Here is a 24,363-nt window from a genome sequence, read left to right on the forward strand (position 1 = left end):
CAGCAGAGAGGGCTTTGTCGCTAAATCAGTTCTTTTTGACCAGGCCGTAGATCACCAGCAGCACGACCGCGCCAACCAGCGCGCCGATGAAGCCCGCGCCCTGGCCCGCCTGGTAGATGCCCAGGGCCTGGCCGCCGTAGGTGGCCGCCAGCGAACCGCCGATACCGAGCAGGATGGTCATGATCCAGCCCATGCTGTCATCGCCCGGTTTCAGGAAGCGAGCCAGCAGGCCAACGATCAAGCCGATAAAGATGGTTCCAATAATTCCCATGGCATTTCCCTCTGTATGAGTTAGGTATGCCAAAGCCTAGTTAGCGCATTGGCATCCTGCCATCAGAGAACGGCGGCCCCGATTGGTTCCACCGCAGCCCCAGGAAGTTATTCGGCGATCAACGCTTCGACCTTGAGGATCTGCGCCTCGAGGGTTGCCTTGTCCTTGCAGCGCAAGTTGGCGTGACCGACCTTGCGCCCGACCTTGAAGGCCTTGCCGTAGTGATGCAGGTGGCAATCGTCGATGGCGATGACCTTCTCCACCGCCGGCACTTCGCCGATGAAGTTGATCATCGCGCTCTCGCCGACCTTGGCGGTCGAACCCAGCGGCAGGCCGGCGACGGCCCGCAGGTGGTTTTCGAACTGGCTGCACTCGGCGCCTTCGGTGGTCCAGTGCCCGGAGTTGTGCACCCGCGGTGCGATCTCGTTGGCCTTGAGGCCACCGTCGACTTCAAAGAACTCGAACGCCATCACACCGACATAGTCCAGCTGCTTGAGCACGCGGCTGGAATAATCTTCGGCCAGGGCCTGCAGCGGGTGATCGCTGCTGGCCACGGACAGCTTGAGGATGCCGCTGTGGTGGGTGTTGTGCACCAGCGGGTAGAAGCGGGTTTCGCCATCGCGGGCGCGCACGGCAATCAGCGAGACTTCGCCGGTGAACGGCACGAAGCCCTCCAGCAGGCAGGCCACGCTGCCCAGCTCGGCAAAGGTGCCGGCCACGTCTTCAGGGCCGCGCAGGACTTTCTGGCCCTTGCCGTCGTAACCCAGGGTGCGGGTTTTCAGCACGGCCGGCAGGCCGATGCTGGCCACGGCGGCTTCCAGGTCGGCTTGCGACTGGATGTCGGCGAACGCCGGGGTGGGAATCCCCAGGTCCTTGAACATGCTCTTCTCGAACCAGCGATCGCGAGCGATGCGCAGGGCTTCGGCGCTCGGGTAGACCGGGACGAACTGCGACAGGAAGGCCACGGTTTCCGCCGGCACGCTTTCGAACTCGAAGGTCACCAGGTCCACTTCGTCAGCCAGCTGGCGCAGGTGATCCTGATCGCCGTAATCGGCTCGCAGGTGTTCGCCCAGGGCAGCGGCACAGGCATCTGGCGCCGGGTCGAGGAAAGCGAAGTTCATCCCCAGCGGAGTGCCCGCCAGAGCCAACATGCGACCCAGCTGGCCGCCACCGATTACACCGATCTTCATCGTCAAAAACCTCAGGCGACGCGTGGGTCTGGATTGTCCAGGACGCTGTCTGTCTGCTCAGCGCGGAATTTTTTCAGCACGGTATGAAATTGCGGATGCTTGGCGCCGAGGATGCTCGCCGACAGCAGCGCGGCGTTGATCGCGCCGGCCTTGCCGATGGCCAGGGTGGCGACCGGAATGCCCGCGGGCATCTGCACGATGGAGAGCAGCGAGTCCACGCCCGAGAGCATCGACGACTGCACCGGAACGCCCAGCACCGGCAGGTGGGTCTTGGCCGCACACATGCCTGGCAGGTGGGCCGCGCCACCGGCACCGGCGATGATCACCTCGATGCCACGCGATTCGGCCTCTTCGGCGTACTGGAACAGCAAGTCCGGGGTGCGGTGGGCAGAGACCACTTTCACCTCGTAAGGGATGCCGAGCTTTTCCAGCATATCGGCGGTGTGGCTAAGGGTGGACCAATCGGACTTGGAGCCCATGATCACGCCAACCAGTGCACTCATCGTCGTGCCTCTTCTCTCTGGGCGCCCGCAGGCGCGTCAAAAAACAACAAGCCACGCAGAGTGCGTGGCTTGATTGTACGAATTATGGCCGGGCAAACCGGCCGAAGGCCGCGCAGTATACCGAAAAAGGCGAGTTAAACGCACTTTTGCCGACCATCTGTCATACATCATGTTTCAGGCGCAAAGCGGCGGTTTTATTGACTTCGGGGTCAGTCAGCATGGGCCAGGATCGTTGCCAGATTCCTGTAGCCGCCGCCGCAGGCTGCGATCGACGGCGAAGCCGGCGCAAAGGCGGTATTCCCAATCCTTCAGACAGACCGCGTCGCCAGGTTTTGCGCCCCCTGCGACGGAGTGCCGCCCAGAGCGAGCGCAGCCTTCGGCAGCGGCTACAGGTCAGGTGTTGCCTGTGCCCTGCGCCGCGCCACCTTCCAGCTTGCGCCACAGCAACCGGACGTTGGCCTTGCGCACCAGGGCGCAGCGGTACAGGCGGATCTCCAGCGGCACATGCCATTGCGCGCCGCCGCAGACCACCAGTTCGCCGCGGGCCAGTTCGGCGCGTACGCTCAGGTGCGGCACCCAGGCAATCCCCAGGCCTTCCAGGGCCATGCTCTTGAGGCTGTCGGCCATGGCGGTTTCATACACCGTGGTGAACCGCAGGTTGCGCTGGCGCAGCAGCTGGTTCACCGAACGCCCGAGAAACGCCCCGGCGCTGTACGCCAGCAGCGGCACGCTGGCCTCGCCTTCCAGGTCGAACAACGGCTTGCCGGCGGCATCCGCCGCGCACACCGGCAGCATCTCGGTCTGCCCCAGGTGCAGCGAAGGAAAAATTTCCGGGTCCATCTGCATCGCCGAATCCGGGTCGTAGAAGGCCAGCATCAGGTCGCAGCCGCCTTCGCGCAGGGCATGCACGGCGTCGCCGACGTTGGTCGCCACCAGCCGCGTGGCGATGTTCAAGCCTTCGTTACGCAACTGTGCGATCCAGCGCGGGAAGAAGCCCAGGGCCAGGGAGTGCGCCGCGGCGACCTGCATCACTTCGCCCTGCCCGCCTTCGAGGTGATGCAAGTGCCGCAGCACTTCACCCAGTTGCTCGACCACCGTGCGCGCGGTCACCAGGAACAGCTGCCCCGCCGCCGTCAGTTCGATCGGCGTGCGCGAGCGGTTGACCAGGGTCAGCCCCAGCGCCGCTTCCAGGCTGCGGATCCGCCGGCTGAAGGCCGGCTGGGTCACGAAGCGCCGTTCGGCGGCCTGCGAGAAACTGCGGGTGGCAGCCAGGGCACTGAAGTCCTCGAGCCATTTGCTTTCCAGATTCATCACGTCCTCCCGGGGAGCGCACCATTTTAGGTCGCACGCTTGCCATGCAAGCGGCGTCACATGGGCATTATGCCGTTTATGCATAGGCCAGTGTTTAACAGCATTGGCCCAAATTTTCCCACAGGCCTAGGATTCGCAGCGTTCCGGCACAGACCGGGTCCATATCGAGATGATTTCTATCATGTCCTCCGCTGCATCTTTCCGCACAGAAAAAGACCTGCTTGGCGTACTCGAAGTACCTGCTCAAGCGTATTACGGCATCCAGACCCTGCGAGCGGTGAACAACTTCCGCCTCTCCGGCGTTCCGATTTCGCACTACCCAAAACTGGTCGTGGCCCTGGCAATGGTCAAGCAGGCAGCTGCTGACGCCAACCGCGAGCTGGGTCACCTGAGCGAAGCCAAGCACGCTGCCATCAGCGAAGCCTGTGCTCGTCTGATCCGCGGCGATTTCCACGAAGAATTCGTGGTGGACATGATTCAGGGCGGCGCTGGCACTTCGACCAACATGAATGCCAACGAAGTCATCGCCAACATCGCGCTGGAGGCCATGGGCCACAGCAAGGGCGAATACCAGTACCTGCACCCGAACAACGACGTGAACATGGCGCAGTCGACCAACGACGCCTACCCGACCGCGATCCGCCTGGGTCTGCTGCTGGGCCACGACGCGCTGCTGGCCAGCCTCGACAGCCTGATCCAGTCGTTCGCCGCCAAGGGTGAAGAATTCAGCCACGTCCTGAAGATGGGTCGTACCCAGCTGCAAGACGCCGTGCCAATGACCCTGGGTCAAGAGTTCCGTGCCTTCGCCACCACCCTGAGCGAAGACCTGGCCCGCCTGAAGACCCTGGCGCCTGAAGTGCTGACCGAAGTGAACCTGGGCGGTACCGCCATCGGTACCGGCATCAACGCCGACCCGCGTTACCAGGCCCTGGCCGTTCAGCGCCTGGCCACCATCAGCGGCCAGCCGCTGGTACCGGCCGCCGACCTGATCGAAGCCACCTCCGACATGGGCGCCTTCGTGCTGTTCTCCGGCATGCTCAAGCGCACCGCGGTCAAGCTGTCGAAGATCTGCAACGACCTGCGCCTGCTGTCCAGCGGCCCACGCACCGGGATCAACGAGATCAACCTGCCAGCGCGTCAGCCAGGCAGCTCGATCATGCCCGGCAAGGTCAACCCGGTGATCCCGGAAGCGGTCAACCAGGTGGCGTTCCAGATCATCGGCAACGACCTGGCCCTGACCATCGCGGCCGAAGGCGGCCAGCTGCAACTGAACGTGATGGAGCCGCTGATCGCCTTCAAGATCTTCGACTCGATCCGCCTGCTGCAACGTGCCATGGACATGCTGCGCGAGCACTGCATCACCGGCATCACCGCCAACGAGCAGCGCTGCCGCGAACTGGTCGAGCACTCGATCGGCCTGGTCACCGCGCTGAACCCGTACATCGGCTATGAAAACGCCACCCGTATCGCCCGCATCGCCCTGGAAAGCGGCCGCGGCGTACTGGAACTGGTGCGTGAAGAAGGCTTGCTCGACGACGCCATGCTCGCCGACATCCTGCGCCCGGAAAACATGATTGCCCCGCGTCTGGTCCCGCTCAAAGCCTGACCAACGCCCGCCCTGGCCACAGGGCACCGCTCACCAGGTCGAGGGACTAGACACCTCTCACCTTTTGAGGGCTTGGAGATTCTTCTCCAAGCCCTTTTTTTTGCCTGCTGGAAACGGCCTGCCGTTTTCCCATCGATGCTCTTTGCCCTTGAAATCGCCACGCCCGCTTCGTCGGAGTGCCGCCCAAGCCGATCGCAGCCTGCGGCAGCGGCTACACCAACGAGCGTCATCAGCATTAAGATCGCCGCATCCCTCCGACCGATCACAACCCGCGACACCATCGATCCCGGATCGACATTGGCCCGTAGCCGCTGCCGAGCCTGCGAGGCTGCGATCGGCACCGCAGGGGCCGCAAAACCTGACAGTACAATCTGCCTGGCAAACCACTCGTTTCAAACAAGCACACTCCCCCAACGCGGAGGATAATCGGCCTCCCGCCCAATCAGACACCGAGGCACCGCCGTCGATGGACCCGACGCAATTCCAGGCCATACAGCAACTGCGCAGCTTGATCCCCGTGGGCCTGCGCCATGCCCAGGCCTTGCTCGAACGCTGCGCAGGCAACCCCCAGCAGGCTGCCGAGCACTACAAGAACGAGCTGCTGCAGGTGCTGGCGAGTAAGTCCGGGCTGCCCCTGGAGCAAGTCCGGGAGCCGCTGCACAACGCCGGTTATGACCTGGGCCGCGCCTTGAGCGCTATTGAAGAAGCGCGCTTCACCCTGACCCAGCGCATCCTGCGTAAACATCACCGAGACAAGGGCCGGGCCCTGGACCTGATCGCCCAGGCCATAGAAGTCGCCGAGCAGCTACAACGACAGTACTGGCTGGCCTTCGAACAGCTGGAACGACTGGCACCGGCGCCGCGCTGCTTCATGGTGCTCCACGAGTGGCTGGCCTTTGAGGGCTGGGAAGGCTTTGACAGTGCCCTGCACTTTCACCTGCCCCAGGTCATCACCCAATTCCGGCACCTGCAACTGGATGCCCTGGCGGACACCCTGGAACAGGCCGACCAGCGACAGAAACACCTGAGGGCGAGCCATGCCGCGAGCGACAGCCCTAGCGCGCTGGCCATACGAGTCAATCAGGACCCGCTCTTCAACAACCACCAGGACGCCTACAACCGTTACCGGCCGCAGCTCGATGAGCGCCTGTTCGAGTGGGTGGAACAGCATGTACCGCAGTTTCCAGCCTGAGCGGCGAGCGGCCGGGCTTTGCCCAAACCGCTGGATTACCGCCCTCATCCGAACAGGGACATCGGGTTCAGCCCCATCTGCTGGACCTTAGCCCGCTACGTAATAGCTATGTAACCGTTACGTAATCGCTACGTAATCGTTGCCAGGCACAGGCTGTATGAACGGTATGTAACCGCTGCGTAGCCGTTGCCGAGCTTGCGAGGCTGCGATCGGTACCGCAGGGACCGTAATCCAGGCGCTGCAGCACATCGGCCGAATCGCACTGGCAGGTTTTGCAACCGTTTCGCAGGCTCGCGACAGCCGCAAAGCGGCGCTTCACCAGCCCCACCGCGTCATCATTGACGCCCATCCCAGCCCACCGGCCGCGCCTGCGCAAAGCGCGCCAACGCGCTCCCACAAGAACCGATTCAGCCCCTTTCCCCGCCTGCCGTTCCTCGGCTCGACACGCAACATGCAGACGGCGGGCGCGCGCACCGGTATAGTGCGCCCCCTCTTCACGTGGGCAGCCGTCGGTAACGAGGCTCAACCTCACGGGGAACCCGAACTAATAACAACCCGCGAATTGGAACCGGGACGAACACTCGCCCCACCTGTCGTGCTGCCTGCGCGACGGTGTGTAACGCGATGTTTCGGACCGCCCAGCTTCTGCCTTTACAAAAAACAGCGAGGAATACTCCATGCTCGAAGTCATCAACGACTTCCTCTCAGGGAAAGTACTGATCGTGCTCATTGTCGGGCTCGGTAGCTACTTCACGATCCGCTCGCGTTTCGTTCAATTGCGCCACTTCTTCCACATGTTCGCGGTGTTCCGCGACAGCCTCAAAGGCAGCGCCGGACAACTCAGCTCGTTCCAGGCCCTGATGCTCAGCCTTGCCGGCCGCGTCGGTGCAGGCAACATCGCCGGTGTCGGCATCGCCGTGACCCTCGGTGGTCCGGGTGCGGTGTTCTGGATGTGGGTGACCGCACTGGTCGGCATGTCCAGCAGCTTCTTCGAATGCACCCTGGCCCAGGTCTACAAGCGCGCCGATGGCGACGGCCTGTACCGTGGCGGCCCGGCTTACTACATCCAGCACGGCCTCAAGCTCAAAGGCATGGCGGTGGTGTTCTCGATCCTGCTGCTGGTCACCTACGGCTTCGCCTTCATTGGCCTGCAGTCCTACACCGTGACCCACTCGCTGCAGAACGCCTTTGCTTTTGACCCGCAACACACCGGTATCGTCCTGGCAGTGCTGCTGGCCATCACCTTCATCGGCGGCATCAAGCGCATCGCCTCGGTGTCCGACCTGTTGGTACCGATCAAGACCCTGGCCTATATCGGCGTGACCCTGTACGTGATCGGCACCCAGATCGAACACGTGCCAGCCATGCTGGAAACCATCTTCAAGAGCGCCTTCGGTCTCGACCCGGCCTTCGGCGGCCTGCTCGGCAGCGCCATCATCATGGGCGTGAAGCGTGGTGTGTTCGCCAACGAAGCGGGCCTGGGCAGTGCGCCGAACGTCGCCGCCGTGGCCGCCGTGAAGCACCCCGGCGCCCAAGGTGTGGTCCAGGCCTTCAGCGTGTTCCTCGACACCTTCGTGATCTGCACCTGCACCGCGCTGCTGATCCTGCTGTCGGGCTTCTACACCCCGGGCTTCGAAGGTGACGGCATCGTCCTGACCCAGAACTCGCTGGCCGCCGTGGTCGGTGACTGGGGCCGCATGTTCGTCAGCGTCGCGCTGTCGCTGTTCGTCTTCACTTGCATCCTCTACAACTACTACCTGGGCGAGAACAGCCTGCAGTTCCTCACCCGCAACCGCGCTGCGCTGATGACTTTCCGCGGCCTGGTGCTGGCGCTGGTGGTCTGGGGTTCGATGCAGGACCTTTCGACCGTGTTCGCCTTCGCCGACATCACCATGACCTGCCTGGCCTTCGTCAACCTGGTAGCGCTGGCCATGCTGTTCAAGGTCGGCCTGCGCGTAATGCGCGACTACGACGAGCAGCGCCGCGCCGGCGTCGACCAGCCTGTGTTCGACTCCAGCAAATTTCCCGATCTGGACCTGGACCTGAAGGCCTGGCCGACCAGCCCGTCGGTTGCTGTCAAGGCTGACGCTCAGCCGCAAGGCATTCCCGCAGCGCAACGCTGATCGGGTAAAAACCGGGCGCATGTCTTGCGCCCGACGTGACACTCCCTGCGGTCGGCGTCATGCTCGACCGCACGCTGTCATCGTTCCGGAGACTCCCCAATGAATGCCAACACCTATCCTGCCGCGCAGAACGTCATGGTGCTCTACACCGGCGGCACCATCGGCATGCAGGCCAGCGCCCATGGCCTGGCCCCGGCCTCGGGTTTCGAGGCGCGGATGCGCGACTACCTGCACAGCCAGCCCGAGCTGGTGGTGCCCAACTGGCGCTTTCGCGAGATGGCGCCGCTGATCGACAGCGCCAACATGACCCCCGCCTACTGGCAGCGCCTGCGCGAAGCCGTGGTCGATGCGGTCGACGTGCAGGGCTGCGACAGCGTGCTGATCCTGCACGGCACCGACACCCTGGCCTACAGCGCCGCGGCCATGAGCTTCCAGCTGCTGGGCCTACATGCCCGCGTGGTGTTCACCGGCTCGATGCTGCCGGCCGGCGTGACCGACAGCGATGCCTGGGAAAACCTCGGCGGCGCGCTGGTCGCCCTCGGCCAGGGCCTGGCCCCGGGCGTGCACCTGTACTTCCACGGCGAACTGCTGGCGCCGACCCGTTGCGCGAAAATCCGCAGCTTCGGCCGTCATCCGTTCGCGGCCTTGCAGCGCCAGGGCGGCGCAGCCAAGGCGACGTCGATTCCGCCGCAGCTGGATTACCGCCAGAGCAAGCAACTGGCCAGGGTCGGCGTATTGCCGCTAGTGCCCGGCATCGCCGCCGAACAGCTCGACGCCCTGCTGGGCAGCGGCCTCCAGGCGCTGGTACTGGAGTGCTTCGGCAGCGGCACCGGGCCGAGCGACAACCCGCAGTTCCTGGCCAGCCTGCAACGCGCCCGGGAACAGGGCATCGTGGTGGTGGCCATCACCCAATGCCATGAAGGCGGCGTGGAGCTGGACATCTACGAAGCCGGCAGCCGCCTGCGCAGCGTCGGCGTGCTGTCCGGCGGCGGCATGACCCGCGAAGCGGCGTTCGGCAAGCTCAACGCCCTGCTCGGCGCCGGCCTGGACACCGCCGAAGTGCGGCGCCTGGTGGAGCTGGACCTGTGCGGTGAGCTGAGCTGACAACGCGTCATCGTTCACCGTAATCGCGAGCAAGCTCGCTCCTACAGAAGCTCCACAGCCCTTTGTAGGAGCGAGCTTGCTCGCGATAGCCGCAACGCGGCGATCCAACAACCGCCCCACACCATCATTGGCGTTCGCCGCAGGCGCGGCATACAAATTGCTCCGTTTTCAGCATCCCCCGGGCTGGAAACGGACATGCTGCATTCCCACCTCACCACCCTCAACGCCGTCTCGCTGGTGCTCAATACCTTCAAGGACCAGGGCCAGGACAGCGAAGCGCTGCTGGCTGGCAGCGGCATCAACGCCGCCGACCTGAGCCGCGCCGACACCCGCATCACCACCAACCAGGAAATGCTGGTGTGCGCCAACGCCGTGGCCCTGCAACGGGATATCGGCCTGGAGCTGGGCCGGCGCATGCACGTTTCCAGCTACGGCATGCTCGGTTATGCCCTGCTCACCAGTGCCACCTTAGGTGACGCTTTGCGCCTGGCGCTGCGTTATCCGGCGCTGTTGGGAACACTTTTCGAGCTGAGCCTGGAAGCGGACGGCGAGCTGATCTGGCTGACCGCCGCGGATTACCGCGAGAACCCGGCGCTGGCGACCTTCAATATCGAGTTCTGCCTGGTGTCGTTGAAGGTCATCTGCGACGACCTGCTGGGCCATCCGCTGCCCTTGCGCGGCGCCCGCTTCGACTACCCCGCCCCCGACTACCAGGGTCGCTACGCCGAGCGTTTCGACTGCCCGCTGCAATTCGATGCAAAGTCCAACGCCTTCGCCTTCGACCGGCGCTGGCTCGAGCAGCCGCTGCCCCTGGCGGACGCCATCACCCACCAGGCCATGGCCGAACGCTGCCGCAAACAGAACACCGAATTCACCGGGCGCCAGGCCTGGCTGGGGCGCATCCGCCAGCTGCTGGCGGCGCAACTGGACGCCGCGCCGGGCCTGGAAGGCCTGGCTGAACAGATGAACTGCTCGGCCCGCACCCTGCGCCGGCACCTCAAGGACCTGGGTTGCAGCTATCAGGAGTTGCTCGACGAGCTGCGTTTCGAGCGGGCCAAGCAGATGCTCTGCGAGGACGACCTGCCGATCTACCGCATCGCCGAGGCCCTGGGCTTCAGCGAAACCGCGAGCTTCCGCCATGCCTTCGTGCGCTGGAGCGGCGTCGCTCCCAGCCAGTTCCGGCCCTGACACAAACCCCGGCATAAAACCGCCGATTGCATTACATTGCCGGCCTTTCATACCGGCAAGGGACTGCAATCTTGAAACTCTTCACAGGCACTGTTGCCAGGCACAACCGCTTTTACGGGATCTGCCTGACGCTGCTGATGCTCACTGTCGCACCCGCCGCCCAGGCATTCGACCTGGACCTGGCCAAGATCAAATGGTGGCAAGTCTCCCGCGGCATTGTCCTGGACGAACCGGAAACCGCCACCCTGCAGATCAAGCCGTTCCCCCTGCCCGGCCTTGCGCAGCTTCCGGCGCGGATCGTGCTCAGCCAGTACCGCGGGTTGTTCTATCTCAACGCCTATCAGGACGCGCAGTACCAGCAGCGCATCTACAAGTCGCCGCCCTTGCCGCTGTTCAGCCCCGAGGAACTGCGGGCCTGCGTCTCGCCGGACGACCCGATCCAGGTCTCGGACAACTGGCCGCCCAGCAATCAACTCGAAGTCGGGCTGAGCCTGACGCCCTTGAGCTTCAACTGCATCAGCCCGGACTGGCAGCTCAGCCAGCGTTATCTGTTGATCGACCAGCGTTATCCACAACAGCCGATGCTGGCCATCAGTCACCGCCGCGACCTGACCCAGATGGACTTCACCCCATTGCAACCGATCGGTAGCGAGATCGAGCAACAGTGGCTGTATGCCCTGCAGCGCTTTCCCCAGTGGTTCCGCCCCTTCAGCAGCGGCACGGGGCCGATCACCTTCAATGCCTATTCGCCACCGGCCACGGCGGACGACGTCTGGACCCAGTTCCGTGAGCTCCACGAGCAACTGCGCAAAGCCAAGGACAAGGCGCCGGGCATCCGCCAGGTGGAAGGTTTCTTCGCCGCCCATGACTTTCGCACCATCGCCCAGGACCGCAGCGAGTACCCGGGCCTGCTCAACGACGTCGCCTACTGGAGCAGCGAGGCCGGCCAGTTGAAAACCGCCCGCCCCTGGCTGCTGGAGGTGCTGCGCCGGGAACCCGGGCGCATGCCGACCTACCTCAACCTGGCCGACCTGGACTGGGCCCAGTTCGAACAACGGCCGCTGGACAACATCCACCAGGGCCGTGCCATCGAGCGCTATCGGCTGTATTGCGGCATGCGCCTGCAACGCCAATTGAGCGTGCCGCCGCGGGTATTGCAGCGTTTGGGCCTGAAGTCCGCCAACCCACAGGCGTGCCAGGGCTTCTGGCCGCTGGTGGCCGCCGTGGACGCGGGCGACGACGCCGAAGTCCGGCGCTTGCTGGCCGGTGGCGTCAGCGGCGAAGTCATGGCTGATGACGGGCGCAGCGCGCTGCTGCACGCCCTGGACGCGCCAAACCTGGAGATCGCCCGACTGCTGCTGGCCCACGGCGCCCATACCAGCGGCCAGTACAACTGGAGCACCCTGGCCCTGCTGGCCATGGAGCGTGACCTCAAGGACAGCCCCGACCTGAGCCAGGGCGGGCGCCTGAAGTTCCTGCTGGAGGCCGGCGTCGCCATCGACGAGCAAAACAGCCGGGGCTACACCCCGCTGCTGCAACTGGCCGAGCAGAAGCGCAACCTCGAAGGCTTCACCTGGCTGCTGCAACACCCGCAGAACCTCGAACTGCGGACCGTGGATGACAACGAAACCGCACTGTACCGGGCCTTCTGGGGCAACAATTACGCGGCCATGAGGCTGCTGATAGATGCCGGCGCCAACCTCAACCTGAGCTACGGTCGTGGCACCTGCCATGACCAGCCCATGGGCCAGAGCCTGCTGATGTTCGTCGCCGACAAGACCTCCGCCGACGACAAGTCGCCCACTGTCAGCCAGCAGGAGACCCTGGACATGTTCACCCTGCTGCTGGAAAAAGGCGCCGATCCCGATGTCGGCCAGCGTTGCGAGAAAAAGGGTCGCGTCCTGCTGTTGGATATCATTGCCCGGAAAAAACGCGAGGACATGCTCCAGGTGCTGCAGCGCTTCATTCAAGTACCGTCCGCAAGCTGAACCCGCTGGCGCCCCGCAATGGGGTGCCGTGCTGCGTCAGGGGGGGGCGAATTTCGGTCAAACGTTTTGGCCATATCGATCCCCTTTTGGCCGCTCCTGCCGTTCTCCAAAAAGCCTGGCGCCGCAAGACTGTGAGCACCGAACCAGCCTGCGGAGAACAAGAAATGCTGACGATCTACTCGGACGATCACCACCTGCACCACGGCCGCTGCGAACTGATCGACGGGCAACTGATGCCCTGCTTCGAAATGCCGTCGCGCGCCGACCACGTGCTGGACCGCGTGAAATATCGCAACCTGGGCCCGGTCGAGGCGCCCAGGGACTTCGGCCTGGGGCCGATCGAACGCATCCACAGCCGCGCCTACCTGGACTTTTTCAAGGGCGCCTGGGACCGCTGGGCGGCCCAGGGCATCGACGGCGACCTGCTGCCCTACACCTGGCCGGCGCGCACCCTGCGCAGCGTGATCCCCACCAGCCTGCATGGCCAGCTCGGCTACTACAGCTTCGACGGCGGCGCGCCGATCACCGCCGGCACCTGGCAGGCGGCCTACAGCGCCGCGCAAGTCGCCCTGACCGCCCAGGCGGTGATCCAGCGCGGCGCGCGCAGTGCCTTCGCCCTGTGCCGGCCACCGGGACACCACGCCGCCGGCGACCTGATGGGCGGCTACTGCTACCTGAACAACGCGGCCATCGCCGCCCAGGCCTTCCTCGACCAGGGCCACAAGAAGGTCGCGATCCTCGACGTCGACTACCACCACGGCAACGGCACCCAGTCGATTTTCTACGCGCGCAACGACGTGCTGTTCACCTCGATCCACGGCCACCCGGAAGCCGAATTCCCGTTCTTCCTGGGTTATGCGGACGAGCTCGGCGAAGGCGCAGGGGTTGGCTTCAACTTCAACTACCCGCTGCCCGCCGGCAGCGGCTGGGACAGCTGGAGCGCGGTGCTGGAACAGGCCTGCGAGGAAATCCGCCGTTATGGCGCCGACATCGTGGTGGTGTCGCTGGGCGTGGACACCTTCAAGGACGACCCGATCTCGCAGTTCAAGCTCGACAGCCCGGACTACCTGGCCATGGGGCAACGCATCGCCGCCCTGGGCACGCCGACGCTGTTCGTCATGGAAGGCGGCTACGCGGTGGAAGAAATCGGCATCAACGCCGTGAACGTTCTCGAAGGCTTTCAAAGCGCCCAGTGAAGGAAACCCGCAACATGAACAGGCTCAAAAGCTACATCGCGCCCGCGCTCTGCGCGGCGCTGCTGGGCGGTGCCGCACAGGCTGAAGAACGTACCCTGCGTGTCTACAACTGGTTCGACTACATCACCCCCAAGGCCCTGGAAGACTTCAAGGCCGAGAACAGCCAGGTCAAGCTGATCTACGACATCTTCGACACCAACGAGGCGCTGGAGGCCAAGCTGCTGACCGGCAACTCCGGCTACGACGTGGTGGTACCGTCCAACGTGTTCCTCGCCAAGCAGATCGAGGCCGGGGTGTTCCAGCCGCTGGACCGCAGCAAGCTGCCGAACTGGAACCACCTCGATCCCAAGCTGATGAAGCTGATCGAAGCCAACGACCCGGGCAATAAGTTCGCCGTGCCCTACATGTACGGCACCATCCTGATCGGCTTCAACCCGGCCAAGGTCAAGGCCGCCCTCGGCGAGAACGCGCCGGTGGACAGCTGGGACCTGATCTTCAAGGAAGAGAACATCAGCAAGCTCAAGCAGTGCGGCGTGGCCCTGCTCGACTCGCCGTCGGAGATCCTGCCGCTGGCCCTGCAGCACCTGGGCCTGGACCCCAACAGCAAGCAGCCGGCGGACTACGCCAAGGCCGAAGCGCTGCTGCTGAAGATCCGCCCCTACGTCACCTACTTCCATTCGTCCAAGTACATGGCCGACATCGCCAACGGCGACATCTGCGTGGCGGTGGGGTATTCCGGCAGCTTCTCCCAGGCCGCCAACCGCGCCAAGGAAGCCAAGAACGGGGTGGTGGTGGACATGCGCCTGCCCAAGGAAGGGGCGCCGATCTGGTTCGACATGCTGGCGATCCCCAAAGGCGCGAAGAACCCGGACGATGCCTACACCTTCATCAACTACCTGCTGCAACCCAAGGTGATCGCCCCGGTCAGCGACTTCGTCGGCTACCCGAACCCGAACAAGGACGCCACCGAACTGGTCGATCCGGCGATCCGCAACAACCCCAACCTGTACCCGACCGACACGGCGATGAGCACGCTGTACACCTTGCAGCCGCTACCCCGCGACGCAGAACGGGCACGGACCCGGGCCTGGACCAAGATCAAGGCCGGGACCTGATCGCCCGGCGCCTGTCTGTAGGAGCGAGGCTTGCCCGCGATAGGGACGCCGNGTATCGGCTACACCGCGTTATCGTTCATCGCGGGCAAGCCTCGCTCCTACAGAAGCTAGAAGCTCAAGGTCGATTCAACACCCCGTCAGCCCTTGCGGCTGGCGTTCCTCGGCAAAGAACCACGGCCGCAGGCGCACGCCCACGCCGTTGCCGATAAAGGCCGCCACCAGCCACAACCAGCCGTGCAGGCTGCCGGAGGCGATGCCGCTGAAGTAGGCGCCGATGTTGCAACCGTAGGCCAGGCGCGAACCGTAGCCCAGCAGCAAACCACCGATCACCGCCGCCACCAGCGAACGCGCAGGAATCTTCAGGCTCGGCGCGAAACGCCCGGCCAGGCCCGCCGCCAGCAAGGCGCCGAAGACGATGCCGATATCCATCACGCTGGTGATGTCCTGCCACACCGGCGCGGCCAGGGCCTTGGCGTTCGCCGCGCCCTGCCAGAACACCCAGCCGCCGACATCCACCCCCAGCCCGCTGGCGACCTTGGCGCCCCACAGGGCAAACGCCGAGGTGATGCCCCAGGGCCGTCCGGCCAGGGCCAGGGTGGCGAAGTTCAGCAAGGCCAGGGCGACCGCGCCCCACACCAGCGGCCAGGGCCCGCGCAGCAGACGGCGCCAGCCTTGGTGCGCGCTGTCGAGCGGTGCTTCCAGCGCGCCGTGGCGGTTCTTTTCCAGGCGCACCGTGACCAGGGCAATCAAGGCGAACAGACCCAGGCTGAGCCCCAATGCCGGCGCCACACCGAAGCGCTGCACGATGGAAACCGGCGGCAGCGACGGCAAGGCAAACCACCAGTCCACATGGTGGGTGGCGATCAGCGAACCGCAGATGAAAAACAGCAGGGTCACCAGCATCCGTGCGTTACCGCCGCCCACGGTGAACAGCGTGCCGGACGCGCAACCGCCGCCCAGCTGCATGCCGATACCGAAGATGAACGCACCGACAATCACCGAGACCCCGGCCGGCGCCACCAGCCCCGTGACCGGCGAACCGAACAGACTGCCCGCGCCCAGGGCCGGGAAGAACAGCAGCACCGCCAGCGCCAGCATGACCATCTGCGCCCGCAGGCCGGCGCCGCGACGATCGCGGATGAACACCCGCCAGGCCGAAGTGAAACCAAAGGCCGCGTGATACAGGGTCAGGCCCAGGGCCGCGCCCAGCAGCAACAGCCACACCTGGCGCGAGCCGACCTGGGCCTGCAGGAATACAGCGCCGGCCAGCAGCGCGATCAAAGCGAACAAGGGCGCACCGAACTTGCGTTCGGGCACCGCGGAAAGAGTCAGGCTCATAAGGGTTCTCGGCAAAGACAATGGCCGCGAGTATAGCCGTCACACGCCCCAGGCCCGACGCAGACGCTCCAGGGCACAGGCGATAGCGGCCTCGGGCACCGCGGCGAAGCCCAGCACCAGCCCCGCGCGCTGGTCCTGCGGCAGCGGTGAATCCGGCAGCCAGTAGTTGCTCAGGCCATTGATCTCGACATCCACCGCCGCGGCCTGCGCCACCAGTTCCTGCTCCCGGGCCAGGCTGTCCACCGGGATCGTCAGGTGCAGGCCCGCCGCCACGTTCGGCAACTTGCCTACTCCGGGGATATCCACAGGCCAGCCGGCCAATAAGGCATCGCGCCGGCTCAAGGCGGCGCGGCGCATGCGCCGGATATGCCGCTGGAAATGCCCGGCGGCCATGAATTCGGCCATCACCGCCTGGGTGCTGACCTCGGAGTGGCGCACATCCACCGCCCGGCGCTGGGCGAAGGGCTGCACCAGCGCCGGCGGCAACACCAGGTAACCCAGGCGCAAGGCCGGGAACGCGACCTTGCCGAAGGTACCGACGTACAGCACCCGACCCTGCCGGTCGAGGGCCGCCAAGGGTGCCAGCGGTGCCCCGCTGTAGCGGTACTCGCCGTCATAGTCGTCCTCGACTATCCAGCCGTTGCTGCGCTCGGCCCAGGCCAGCAGTTCCAGGCGCCGGGCCAGGCTCAGGGTCACCCCGGTGGGGTACTGGTGGGACGGCGTGACATAGGCCAGGCGGCAATCGCTCAGGCCCGCCAGGGCTGCACAGTCGAAGCCCTCGTTATCCACCGCCACCCCGTGCAGGCGTGCGCCGGCAATCGCGAAGGCATGCCCCGCCGCCCGATAGCCGGGGTTTTCCACAGCCACGCCGTCGCCGGGGTTCACCAGCAACTGTGCACAAAGGCTTATGCCCTGTTGTGCACCACTGGTGATCACAATTTGTTCAGCGCTGCACTGCATGCCGCGTGAACTGCGCAGGTAGGCCGCGATCAATCCGCGCAGACGTTCTTCGCCGGCCGAATCGCCATAACACAGCTGGCCCAGATCCGGCTTGCGCCAGAAAGCCGCATTCAGCTTGGCCCAGACCTCGAACGGAAACAGATCGAAGGCCGGAATCCCCACCCGAAAAGCCCGTGGCGGACCGCTTTGCGGGGTCGACAAATGATGCTGTTCGACCCGCTCCAACGCCTCGCTGTGGATAACTTTACTGGATGTAATCCCAGGTAAATTCGCGCTTTTTGTGGATAACCCTGTGGGTAAGCCTGGTGATAACCCTGTGGATACTTTTGTGGATAAATTTTTCACCGCCTTTTTGATTGGCAACCGGCTCTCGGGCAATTGCGCCACATAGGTGCCGTCGCCGACCCGGCCTTCGATAAAACCTTCGGCGTACAGCTGGTCGTAGGCACGCACCACGCTGTTGCGGGAAATCTCCAGGGCCGCCGCCAGGTCGCGGCTGGCCGGCAGCCGCGTGCCGCTGGCCAGCCGGCCGTCCAGCACCCGCTGGCGCAACGCCTGGTACAGCTGGCGGCTGAGGCCCTGACCGCGGTCCAGCTCGATACCGGCGGGGTTGAAGGAAAGCGGCAATGTCGGGCTGTTCATGGGCTTGCCCCTCTGAGCGACGGGAAAGAGCGATCAAATGGACCTATGAAAATGACCAAAGATGGCTCTTACAACAGACCAATAGCCTGCCTAGGATGCAGCCATTCGCCAAGGATATTTTTCCATGTACCTACCCCGCGCTTTCGCCGAAGAAGACCTGCCCACCCTGCACCAGCTGATCGGGGAAACCCGCCTGGCCACCCTGGTGACCTACGGGGAACGCGGCCTGCAGGCCAATCACCTGCCGCTGTTGTTCGCCCCGGACCAGGGCCCGTACGGCACCCTCTACGGCCATCTGGCCAGGGCCAACCCGCAATGGCAGGAACTGGCCAACGGCGCCGAGGCGCTGCTGATCTTCCAGGGCGCCGAGGCCTACGTCAGCCCGTCGCTGTACCCGAGCAAGGCCGAGCACGGCAAAGTGGTGCCGACCTGGAACTACGTGAGCGTGCATGCCTATGGCGTGGCCGAGGTGTTCCATGAGCCGCAGCGCATCCGCGAAGTGGTCAGCGCCCTGACCAACCAGCATGAAGCCGGCCGCGCCAGCCCCTGGAAATTCGAGGACGCCCCCGCCGAGTTCATGGACAGCATGCTGCGCGCCATCGTCGGTTTCGCCCTGCCGATCCAGCGCCTGGAGGGCAAACGCAAACTCAGCCAGAACCGCACCGCCGCCGACATCGACGGCGTGCGCGACGGATTGGCCACCAGCGCCGATCCCCATGACCAGAGCATTTCCCAACTGATGCGCCAGGAGCAGCCATGAGCCAGATCCAGATCCGTCCCGTCACCGCCAATGATCACGCAACCTGGCTGCCGCTGTGGCAGGCCTACCTGCGGTTCTACGACACCGAGCTGGCCGATGCGGTCACCCGCAGCACCTGGCAGCGCTTCCTCGATGCCGCCGAGCCGACCCACGCCGCCCTGGCCTGGGACGGCGAGCAGGCGGTGGGCATGGTGCATTTCATCTACCACCGCTCCAACTGGAGCATCGAGAATTCCTGCTACCTGCAGGATCTACTGGTGATCCCGGAGCAACGCGGCACCGGCGTCGGTCGCCAACTGATCGAATTCGTCTACGCCACCGCCAAGGCCGACGGCTGCTGCAAGGTCCACTGGCTGACCCACGAAACCAATGCCACCGCCATCCAGCTCTACGAACGGATTGCCGAACGCCCGGGTTTCATTCAATTTCGCAAAGCCCTTTAAGCGTTCAAGGAGATTCCCATGCCGACCTCACTCGCCGACTGGCAAGGCGTGCCGCCGCCGTCGACCACCCTGCTCGAAGGGCGCTTCATCCGCCTGGAAAAACTCGACCCGGCGCGCCACGCCGACGACCTGTGGCAAGCCTTCCAGGGCCCGGGCGCCGACCCCAAGCTGTGGGACTACCTGCCCTACGGCCCCTTTACCGAACGCAGCGCCTTCAATGACTGGCTGAACAACCACGCGACCAACAGCGACCCGTATTTCTTCAGCGTGATCGACCGGGCCAGCGGCCAGGTGCAGGGCTTGCTCAGCCTGATGTCGATCGTCCCGGCCCAGGGCCGCATCGAGATCGGCCACGTCACCTTCGGCGCGCCCATGCAGCGTTCGCCCAAGAGCACCGAAGCGGTGTACCTGCTGGCCAAGGAAGCCTTCGCCCTGGGTTATCGCCGCCTGGAATGGAAGTGCAACAACGCCAACGCCCGCTCGCGTTATGCGGCCGAGCGCCTGGGCTTCAGCTTCGAGGGGGTGTTCCGCCAGCACATGGTGGTCAAGGGCCAGAACCGCGATACCGCCTGGTATTCGATCCTCGATTCCGAGTGGCCGAAGGTCGGCGCGGGGTTCGAGCGCTGGTTGAGCGAGGACAACCAGAGCGGTTCGGGGCAGGTGAAGGGGTTGGTGGAGTGCCGGGGGTAACGCCCTTGTCCCGTGGTGTTTGATCTGACGTCATCGCGGGCAAGCCTCGCTCCTACAAGGCCGGGTGCTGAACCTGTAGGAGCGGCCGGTCGACGCTCGATTGCCCGCGATGCTTTTAAGCCAGCTTCTGCGCCAGCACGGCGATGTGCTCCGGCCCGATACCGCAGCAACCGCCCAGGTGGCTGGCGCCGCGTTGCCGCCAGTCGGCCGCCCACTGCAGGTAACCCGGCGGGTCGAGGTCTTCACGCAACGGATCGAGGCCATCGTTGGCCGTGGCTTCCTTCGGTTGCGGCGGGAAGGCGTTGGCGTAGGCGCCGATATGGATCTTCACCCCCAGCCGCTCGAAGGTTGCCCGCGCCGCGTCGATCGCCGCGCCTATCACTTCCGGCTGGCTGCAGTTGAACAGCAGGGTTTCCACCCCCAGTTCGGCGGCCACCGCCGCCGCGTCCGCCACCGGCTCGCCGGAGCGCAAGCGCGGCACCTCGTCAGGGTTCTCATCGTGCAAGGTGAACGATAGCCAGAAGGCCTTGCCGTCCTTGGGCAGGCCGGCATGGATCGCCCGCGCCTCGACCGTGGAGCTCTGGGTTTCCGCCAGCCACAGGTCGACATGGGGGGACAGGCCGTTGACCAGCGGGGCCAGCAACTCCGCGGCGCGGTCGGCCTCGAACAAGTCCGGGCGGTAGGAGCCGAACAGCGGCGGCAGCGAACCGGCGACCCGCACCGGCTTGCCGGAAGCCTGGACCGCTCGCCGCGCCAGCTCACCGGCCAAGGCCGCCAGCGCCTGCCCTTCTGCGGCAAACCGCGCTTCGCCGATGTGGAACGGCACCACCGCGTAGCTGTTGCTGGTGATGACATTGGCACCGCTTTCGATATAAGCCGCATGCACCGCTTCCACCGCCTGCGGCGCTTCACTCAGGGCCAGCGCCGACCACTCGGGCTGCCTGAATGGCGCCCCGCGGCGTTGCAGTTCACGACCCATGCCGCCATCCAGAATTACCCTGCTGTCTGCGCCCATATGCTCTTTACTCATATGCTTATGAAAATAACTCACTATCTGAGTCGTTCTTATAACTATTTAATACGCACCATTCGGTTAATAACAACCTTTTTTCTGCTCGGGACTTCCATGAATTTTAAACCGCTGCTGGCCCTCGGCCTGACGATTCTCGCTGCCTCCAGCCAGGCCTTTGCCGGCGCTACCCTGGACCGTATCGAACAGAAAAAAGAGTTGGTGGGCGTACTGATGGAAAGCTACCCGCCCTTCTCCTTCCTCAACGATCAGAACCAGCTCGACGGCTTCGACGTCGACGTGGCCAAGGCCGTGGCTGACAGACTGGGGGTGAAGCTGCGCCTGGAAACGCCGTCCTGGGACGTGATCGCCGCCGGCCGCTGGAGCGGTCGCTACGACATCTGCATCTGCTCCATGACCCCGAGCAAGGCCCGCGCCGAGGTCTTCGACTTTCCGGTGCAGTACTACGCCTCGCCGGCGGTGATCGTGGTCAACGCCAAGGACCAGCGCATCCACGGCGCCAAGGACCTGAGCGACAAGAAGGTCGGCCTGACCAGCGCTTCCAGCTACGAGAGTTACCTGAACAAGAACCTGGTGATCGAGGGCGCCGAGGACACCCAGCTGCAGTACCCGTTCGACAACGTGCAGATCGCCCCGTACGACACCGACAACGTGGCCTTCCAGGACCTCGGCCTGGGCGCTGGCGTGCGCCTGGACGCGATCCTCACCAACCTGGTGACCGCCCAGCCGCGCCTGGCCCAGGACCCGCGCTTCAAGCTCGCCGGCGAGCCACTGTACGCCGAGCCCAACTCGGTGGCCATCGAGAAAGGCGACGCCCAGTGGCATGCCAAGGTCCGTGAAGTGTTCGCCCAGCTGAAGCAGGACGGCACCCTGAGCAAGCTCTCGCAGAAATGGATCGGCGCCGACATCAGCCAATGACTTCTTTTTCCCAACCACCTCGGCCACCACAAACGCTGGCCGAGCCGCCGCTCAAACGCCTCTTCGGTTTCCGCACCCGCCTGTACCTGACCTGGGCGGTGCTATTCGGCCTGTTCGCCAGTTTCTTCCTGAGCTTCGACCTGAAGTTCTCGATCATCCTCGACAAGCTGCCCAACCTGCTCGGGGTGACCCTGGCCCCCAACGGCTTTCTGCAAGGCGCGGCGCTGACCCTGTTCCTCTGCCTCTGCTCGATCGCGCTGTCGTCGCTGCTGGGCTTCGTCACCGCCCTCGCCCGGCTGTCGAAAAGCGCCGTGGCCTTTGGCATCGCCAGCTTCTACGCCTCGTTCTTTCGCGGCACGCCGCTGTTGATCCAGATCCTGCTGATCTACCTCGGCCTGCCGCAGCTGGGCGTGGTGCCGGGCGCCATCGCCGCGGGGATCATCGCCCTGTCGCTGAACTACGGCGCCTACCTCAGCGAGATCTTCCGCGCCGGCATCCTCGGCGTGCCCCACGGCCAGCGCGAAGCCTCCCTGGCGCTGGGCATGCGCGACAGCGTGATCTTCTGGCGCGTGACCCTGCCGCAAGCCATGCGCACCATCATTCCGCCGGCCACCAACCAGTTCATCTCGATGCTCAAGGATTCGTCGCTGATCTCGGTGATGGGCGTCTGGGAAGTGATGTTCCTGGCCCAGTCCTATGGCCGCTCCAGCTACCGCTACATCGAAATGCTCAGCACCGCGGCGATCATCTACTGGCTGCTGTCGATCGGCCTGGAACTGATCCAGGCGCGGATGGAAAGGCATTACGGCAAGGCTTACGCCCAGCGCGGTTGAAGCTCAGTTGAGCGCCGAGGGCCCGGGTATGCCCGGGCCCTTTTCCAGGCGCTCCAGATCATTGAGCAGCGAGCGGGCGCGACTGGCTTTCTGCACATTCACCACCCCCATCTGCAAACCGAAGGGCTTGAACACCGCGTTCAGCGACTTGAGGGTCGGATTGCCGTCACCGTGTTCGATGTGGATCAGGGTGCGCAGGGAAATCCGGCACATCCTGGCGAACTGGCTCTGGTGCAGCCCCGTGACTTCGGTGCGCAGGCGCCTGACCGCATCGCCCAGCGGCAAACGGCCGGCAGCCAGCTCCTGCTGGATGTTGTCGATCAGCGCGCCGCGCTCTTCCAGGGTTGTAGTCATCGCAGTCCCCACTCCTGCAGGCGCCGGTCCAAGTGGCGCAAGTGAATGCGCGGGTGATTCAGGGTGGCATCGGGCAAGCCACTGGCGCTCAACAGGTCCGGCAGGGCCCGCAGCCGTTCGGCATCCTCCCGCAGGCGCGCCAGGGCGGCTTCAGGGTCGATCAGCGGCTTCAGGCTCGCGCACACCAGGCGCCAGTCCACGTCACCCGCCACCTCCATGCGCCCGGGCCATTTGATGGTCCGGGTAATGCCCTCGTCGTCCATGACCATGGGCGCCAGATCGTAGATTGGCGCCAGTTGCACCGCAGCTTCGGTGCGGATGATCGAGATGTTGTGTCCATGGTTGGACGAGTTGCCGAGGATCTTGTTGAGCAGATCCCGGCGCAGGTAATCCGCCACCAGCTCGGGGATCGACGACTCCTGGCCCGTGGACCGCCACAACTCGGCAAGAATCCCCAACACCTCGGTGTGCCGCATTCCCTGTCCATGGCCCACCAGCCCCGCCAGGGAATAGATCGACTCCACCGCCAGGCGCTCGACACCCGCCTGCGTCACCCGGCGGTCAAAGCGCTGCATCCAGAGGCTGGGCCTGGGCCCCTCTTCCAGGGCCAGGCCCTCGGCCGGCAGCGTATCGATGCCCAGTTGCTGCAGCGCCCGGTAATAGTGGAACTCGCTCCTGAGGATGTCGCCGGCATTCTGCGTGGCCGGGTTACGCGGGAACTTCACCCACCAGTGGCGCGCCGCCGAGACATCGTCGAGCAGTGCGTCGGGGTACAGCAGGCCCTCAGGGTTCTGTGTCAGCAACAGCCTGGGGGCCTGGTCACCGATGCTCGCGGTACCGCCGAAAGCCACGCCCTGCTCATGGGCGTACTCGAGAAAGCGGTTATCGAGGGCGATCACCTGGTCCTGGGAAAACCCCAGCGCCGGACGCCGGCGCAACCCCGTCAGCGACTCCTTGATCCGCAGGTTGCCGAGGGGCGCCGCCGTGGAGCGGGCCAACAGGAACAATTCGACGCCCATGCCGTCCGGCCGCTCGTGGCCAATCTGGCGCAGCAGGAAGCGCCCGGCCGCCGCTGTCGGGGCAAGGTCATAGAGAAAGGCCGGGGCCCGATCTTCGCGCCAAGGCTCCCAGCCCAGGGGAATCTGCGCACTGACCGACCTGGCCAGCGGACTGCCAACAGCCTCCAGGTTATCCACCAGGTACTGCTGCACATAACCAAAACTGCAGGGGCTGGCGAAGCCCTGTTCAGGCCTGTCGAAGGTCAGGGTCATGGCGTCGCTCCACGCCCCTGCGCGGTAGAGCTGCAACGTCAGCCGAAGCACTGTATCACCTGCAATTTGATGCACTTTCAATGAGCCGTATGGCAATTGCGTGCATTCTAATGCAGATAGATTAATTTCAGGATGAAATAAGTGTATTAAATTGCACTTAAATAGCCCCTCCCAAAGGCTGAAAATACCCCCTCAGGCGGCTTGCGGCGGCACGCCGGACTGTTCCGCCAGCGCCTGGCAACAGGCAAAAAAAAGGTTCTTCACGGAATACCGGGAAAGACGCTCTTGATCTTCATGAAAAAGAATTCGCTATCCCGGTAACCGTACGCCATTCGTT

Annotated in this window: 21 protein-coding genes and 1 pseudogene; 13 read left to right on the forward strand and 9 right to left on the reverse strand. The window is 64.6% G+C overall.

The window, feature by feature from the left end; genetic code table 11:
- Positions 1-25 precede the first annotated feature (25 nt).
- The 4 genes from PVZ78_RS13290 to PVZ78_RS13305 form a co-directional block, all read right to left on the reverse strand.
- A complete protein-coding gene (locus PVZ78_RS13290) occupies positions 26-271 on the reverse strand; it encodes a GlsB/YeaQ/YmgE family stress response membrane protein (RefSeq protein ID WP_007928514.1) in 246 nt (81 codons plus the stop codon).
- Between the two features lie 107 nt (positions 272-378).
- On the reverse strand, positions 379-1,461 hold the full coding sequence (locus PVZ78_RS13295; RefSeq protein ID WP_016703122.1) for a 5-(carboxyamino)imidazole ribonucleotide synthase: 1,083 nt from the start codon (positions 1,459-1,461) through the stop codon (positions 379-381).
- A gap of 11 nt (positions 1,462-1,472) precedes the next feature.
- On the reverse strand, positions 1,473-1,964 hold the full coding sequence (purE, locus tag PVZ78_RS13300; RefSeq protein WP_009051611.1) for a 5-(carboxyamino)imidazole ribonucleotide mutase: 492 nt from the start codon (positions 1,962-1,964) through the stop codon (positions 1,473-1,475).
- A 393-nt stretch (positions 1,965-2,357) separates the two neighbouring features.
- Complete coding sequence (locus PVZ78_RS13305; RefSeq protein ID WP_009041373.1) at positions 2,358-3,275, reverse strand: LysR substrate-binding domain-containing protein; 918 nt, start codon at positions 3,273-3,275, stop codon at positions 2,358-2,360.
- Between the two features lie 181 nt (positions 3,276-3,456).
- On the opposite strand from PVZ78_RS13305, the gene aspA reads away from it, so the two are divergent.
- From aspA to PVZ78_RS13345, 8 genes are all read left to right on the forward strand, one after another.
- The gene (gene aspA, locus PVZ78_RS13310; RefSeq protein WP_007928510.1) at positions 3,457-4,881 is read left to right on the forward strand and encodes an aspartate ammonia-lyase; all 1,425 of its coding nucleotides are present in this window, start codon (positions 3,457-3,459) and stop codon (positions 4,879-4,881) included.
- A 466-nt stretch (positions 4,882-5,347) separates the two neighbouring features.
- Complete coding sequence (locus PVZ78_RS13315; RefSeq protein ID WP_273828781.1) at positions 5,348-6,073, forward strand: hypothetical protein; 726 nt, start codon at positions 5,348-5,350, stop codon at positions 6,071-6,073.
- Positions 6,074-6,750: 677 nt separating this feature from the next.
- Entirely contained in the window at positions 6,751-8,196 is a 1,446-nt protein-coding gene (locus tag PVZ78_RS13320; RefSeq protein WP_016704014.1) for an alanine/glycine:cation symporter family protein, read from the forward strand.
- Positions 8,197-8,295: 99 nt separating this feature from the next.
- Entirely contained in the window at positions 8,296-9,300 is a 1,005-nt protein-coding gene (locus PVZ78_RS13325) for an asparaginase (protein ID WP_124340913.1), read from the forward strand.
- A gap of 195 nt (positions 9,301-9,495) precedes the next feature.
- Positions 9,496-10,488, forward strand: a complete 993-nt coding sequence (locus tag PVZ78_RS13330) for an AraC family transcriptional regulator (RefSeq protein ID WP_041988033.1) — start codon at positions 9,496-9,498, stop codon at positions 10,486-10,488.
- A 71-nt stretch (positions 10,489-10,559) separates the two neighbouring features.
- Complete coding sequence (locus PVZ78_RS13335; RefSeq protein WP_273828782.1) at positions 10,560-12,476, forward strand: ankyrin repeat domain-containing protein; 1,917 nt, start codon at positions 10,560-10,562, stop codon at positions 12,474-12,476.
- A gap of 164 nt (positions 12,477-12,640) precedes the next feature.
- Positions 12,641-13,672 (forward strand): histone deacetylase family protein, encoded by a 1,032-nt coding sequence (locus PVZ78_RS13340; protein ID WP_273828783.1) that lies wholly within the window; start codon positions 12,641-12,643, stop codon positions 13,670-13,672.
- Between the two features lie 14 nt (positions 13,673-13,686).
- The gene (locus PVZ78_RS13345) at positions 13,687-14,787 is read left to right on the forward strand and encodes a polyamine ABC transporter substrate-binding protein (RefSeq protein ID WP_124339297.1); all 1,101 of its coding nucleotides are present in this window, start codon (positions 13,687-13,689) and stop codon (positions 14,785-14,787) included.
- Between the two features lie 126 nt (positions 14,788-14,913).
- On the opposite strand, the gene PVZ78_RS13350 is transcribed toward PVZ78_RS13345, so the two are convergent.
- Positions 14,914-16,125: a YeeE/YedE family protein gene (locus tag PVZ78_RS13350; protein WP_273828784.1), complete on the reverse strand. Its 1,212-nt coding sequence runs from the start codon at positions 16,123-16,125 to the stop codon at positions 14,914-14,916.
- Between the two features lie 39 nt (positions 16,126-16,164).
- A complete protein-coding gene (gene pdxR / locus PVZ78_RS13355) occupies positions 16,165-17,727 on the reverse strand; it encodes a MocR-like pyridoxine biosynthesis transcription factor PdxR (protein ID WP_110176221.1) in 1,563 nt (520 codons plus the stop codon).
- Positions 17,728-17,851: 124 nt separating this feature from the next.
- On the opposite strand from pdxR, the gene PVZ78_RS13360 reads away from it, so the two are divergent.
- From PVZ78_RS13360 to PVZ78_RS13370, 3 genes are read left to right on the forward strand one after another with little or no spacing between them, the layout of a single operon-like run.
- Entirely contained in the window at positions 17,852-18,487 is a 636-nt protein-coding gene (locus PVZ78_RS13360) for an FMN-binding negative transcriptional regulator (protein ID WP_041988013.1), read from the forward strand.
- A complete protein-coding gene (locus PVZ78_RS13365; RefSeq protein ID WP_041988009.1) occupies positions 18,484-18,930 on the forward strand; it encodes a GNAT family N-acetyltransferase in 447 nt (148 codons plus the stop codon). Before PVZ78_RS13360 ends, PVZ78_RS13365 begins: the two co-directional genes overlap by 4 nt.
- Before the next feature lie 18 nt (positions 18,931-18,948).
- Positions 18,949-19,620: a GNAT family N-acetyltransferase gene (locus PVZ78_RS13370; protein WP_273828785.1), complete on the forward strand. Its 672-nt coding sequence runs from the start codon at positions 18,949-18,951 to the stop codon at positions 19,618-19,620.
- Positions 19,621-19,735: 115 nt separating this feature from the next.
- On the opposite strand, the gene PVZ78_RS13375 is transcribed toward PVZ78_RS13370, so the two are convergent.
- Positions 19,736-20,635: a homocysteine S-methyltransferase family protein gene (locus PVZ78_RS13375; protein ID WP_101284018.1), complete on the reverse strand. Its 900-nt coding sequence runs from the start codon at positions 20,633-20,635 to the stop codon at positions 19,736-19,738.
- 111 nt (positions 20,636-20,746) lie between these two features.
- Here PVZ78_RS13375 and PVZ78_RS13380 point away from each other — a divergent pair, with 111 nt between their 5' ends.
- Together PVZ78_RS13380 and PVZ78_RS13385 are read left to right on the forward strand one after the other, a co-directional pair.
- A complete protein-coding gene (locus PVZ78_RS13380) occupies positions 20,747-21,568 on the forward strand; it encodes an ABC transporter substrate-binding protein (RefSeq protein ID WP_025806960.1) in 822 nt (273 codons plus the stop codon).
- Positions 21,565-22,401 (forward strand): amino acid ABC transporter permease, encoded by an 837-nt coding sequence (locus PVZ78_RS13385; protein ID WP_028683631.1) that lies wholly within the window; start codon positions 21,565-21,567, stop codon positions 22,399-22,401. Before PVZ78_RS13380 ends, PVZ78_RS13385 begins: the two co-directional genes overlap by 4 nt.
- A gap of 90 nt (positions 22,402-22,491) precedes the next feature.
- Here the strand turns inward: PVZ78_RS13385 and PVZ78_RS13390 are convergent.
- Positions 22,492-22,755 (reverse strand): annotated as a pseudogene (locus PVZ78_RS13390) (helix-turn-helix domain-containing protein); the annotation flags it as partial.
- Positions 22,752-24,026 carry a type II toxin-antitoxin system HipA family toxin gene (locus PVZ78_RS13395; RefSeq protein ID WP_273828786.1) on the reverse strand — a complete coding sequence of 425 codons (1,275 nt, stop codon included), beginning with the start codon at positions 24,024-24,026 and terminating at the stop codon, positions 22,752-22,754. The gene PVZ78_RS13395 and the pseudogene PVZ78_RS13390, both read right to left, overlap by 4 nt.
- Positions 24,027-24,363: the final 337 nt, after the last annotated feature.

Source organism: Pseudomonas sp. SBT1-2 (assembly GCF_028640875.1).
Taxonomy (GTDB): domain Bacteria; phylum Pseudomonadota; class Gammaproteobacteria; order Pseudomonadales; family Pseudomonadaceae; genus Aquipseudomonas; species Aquipseudomonas chlororaphis_I.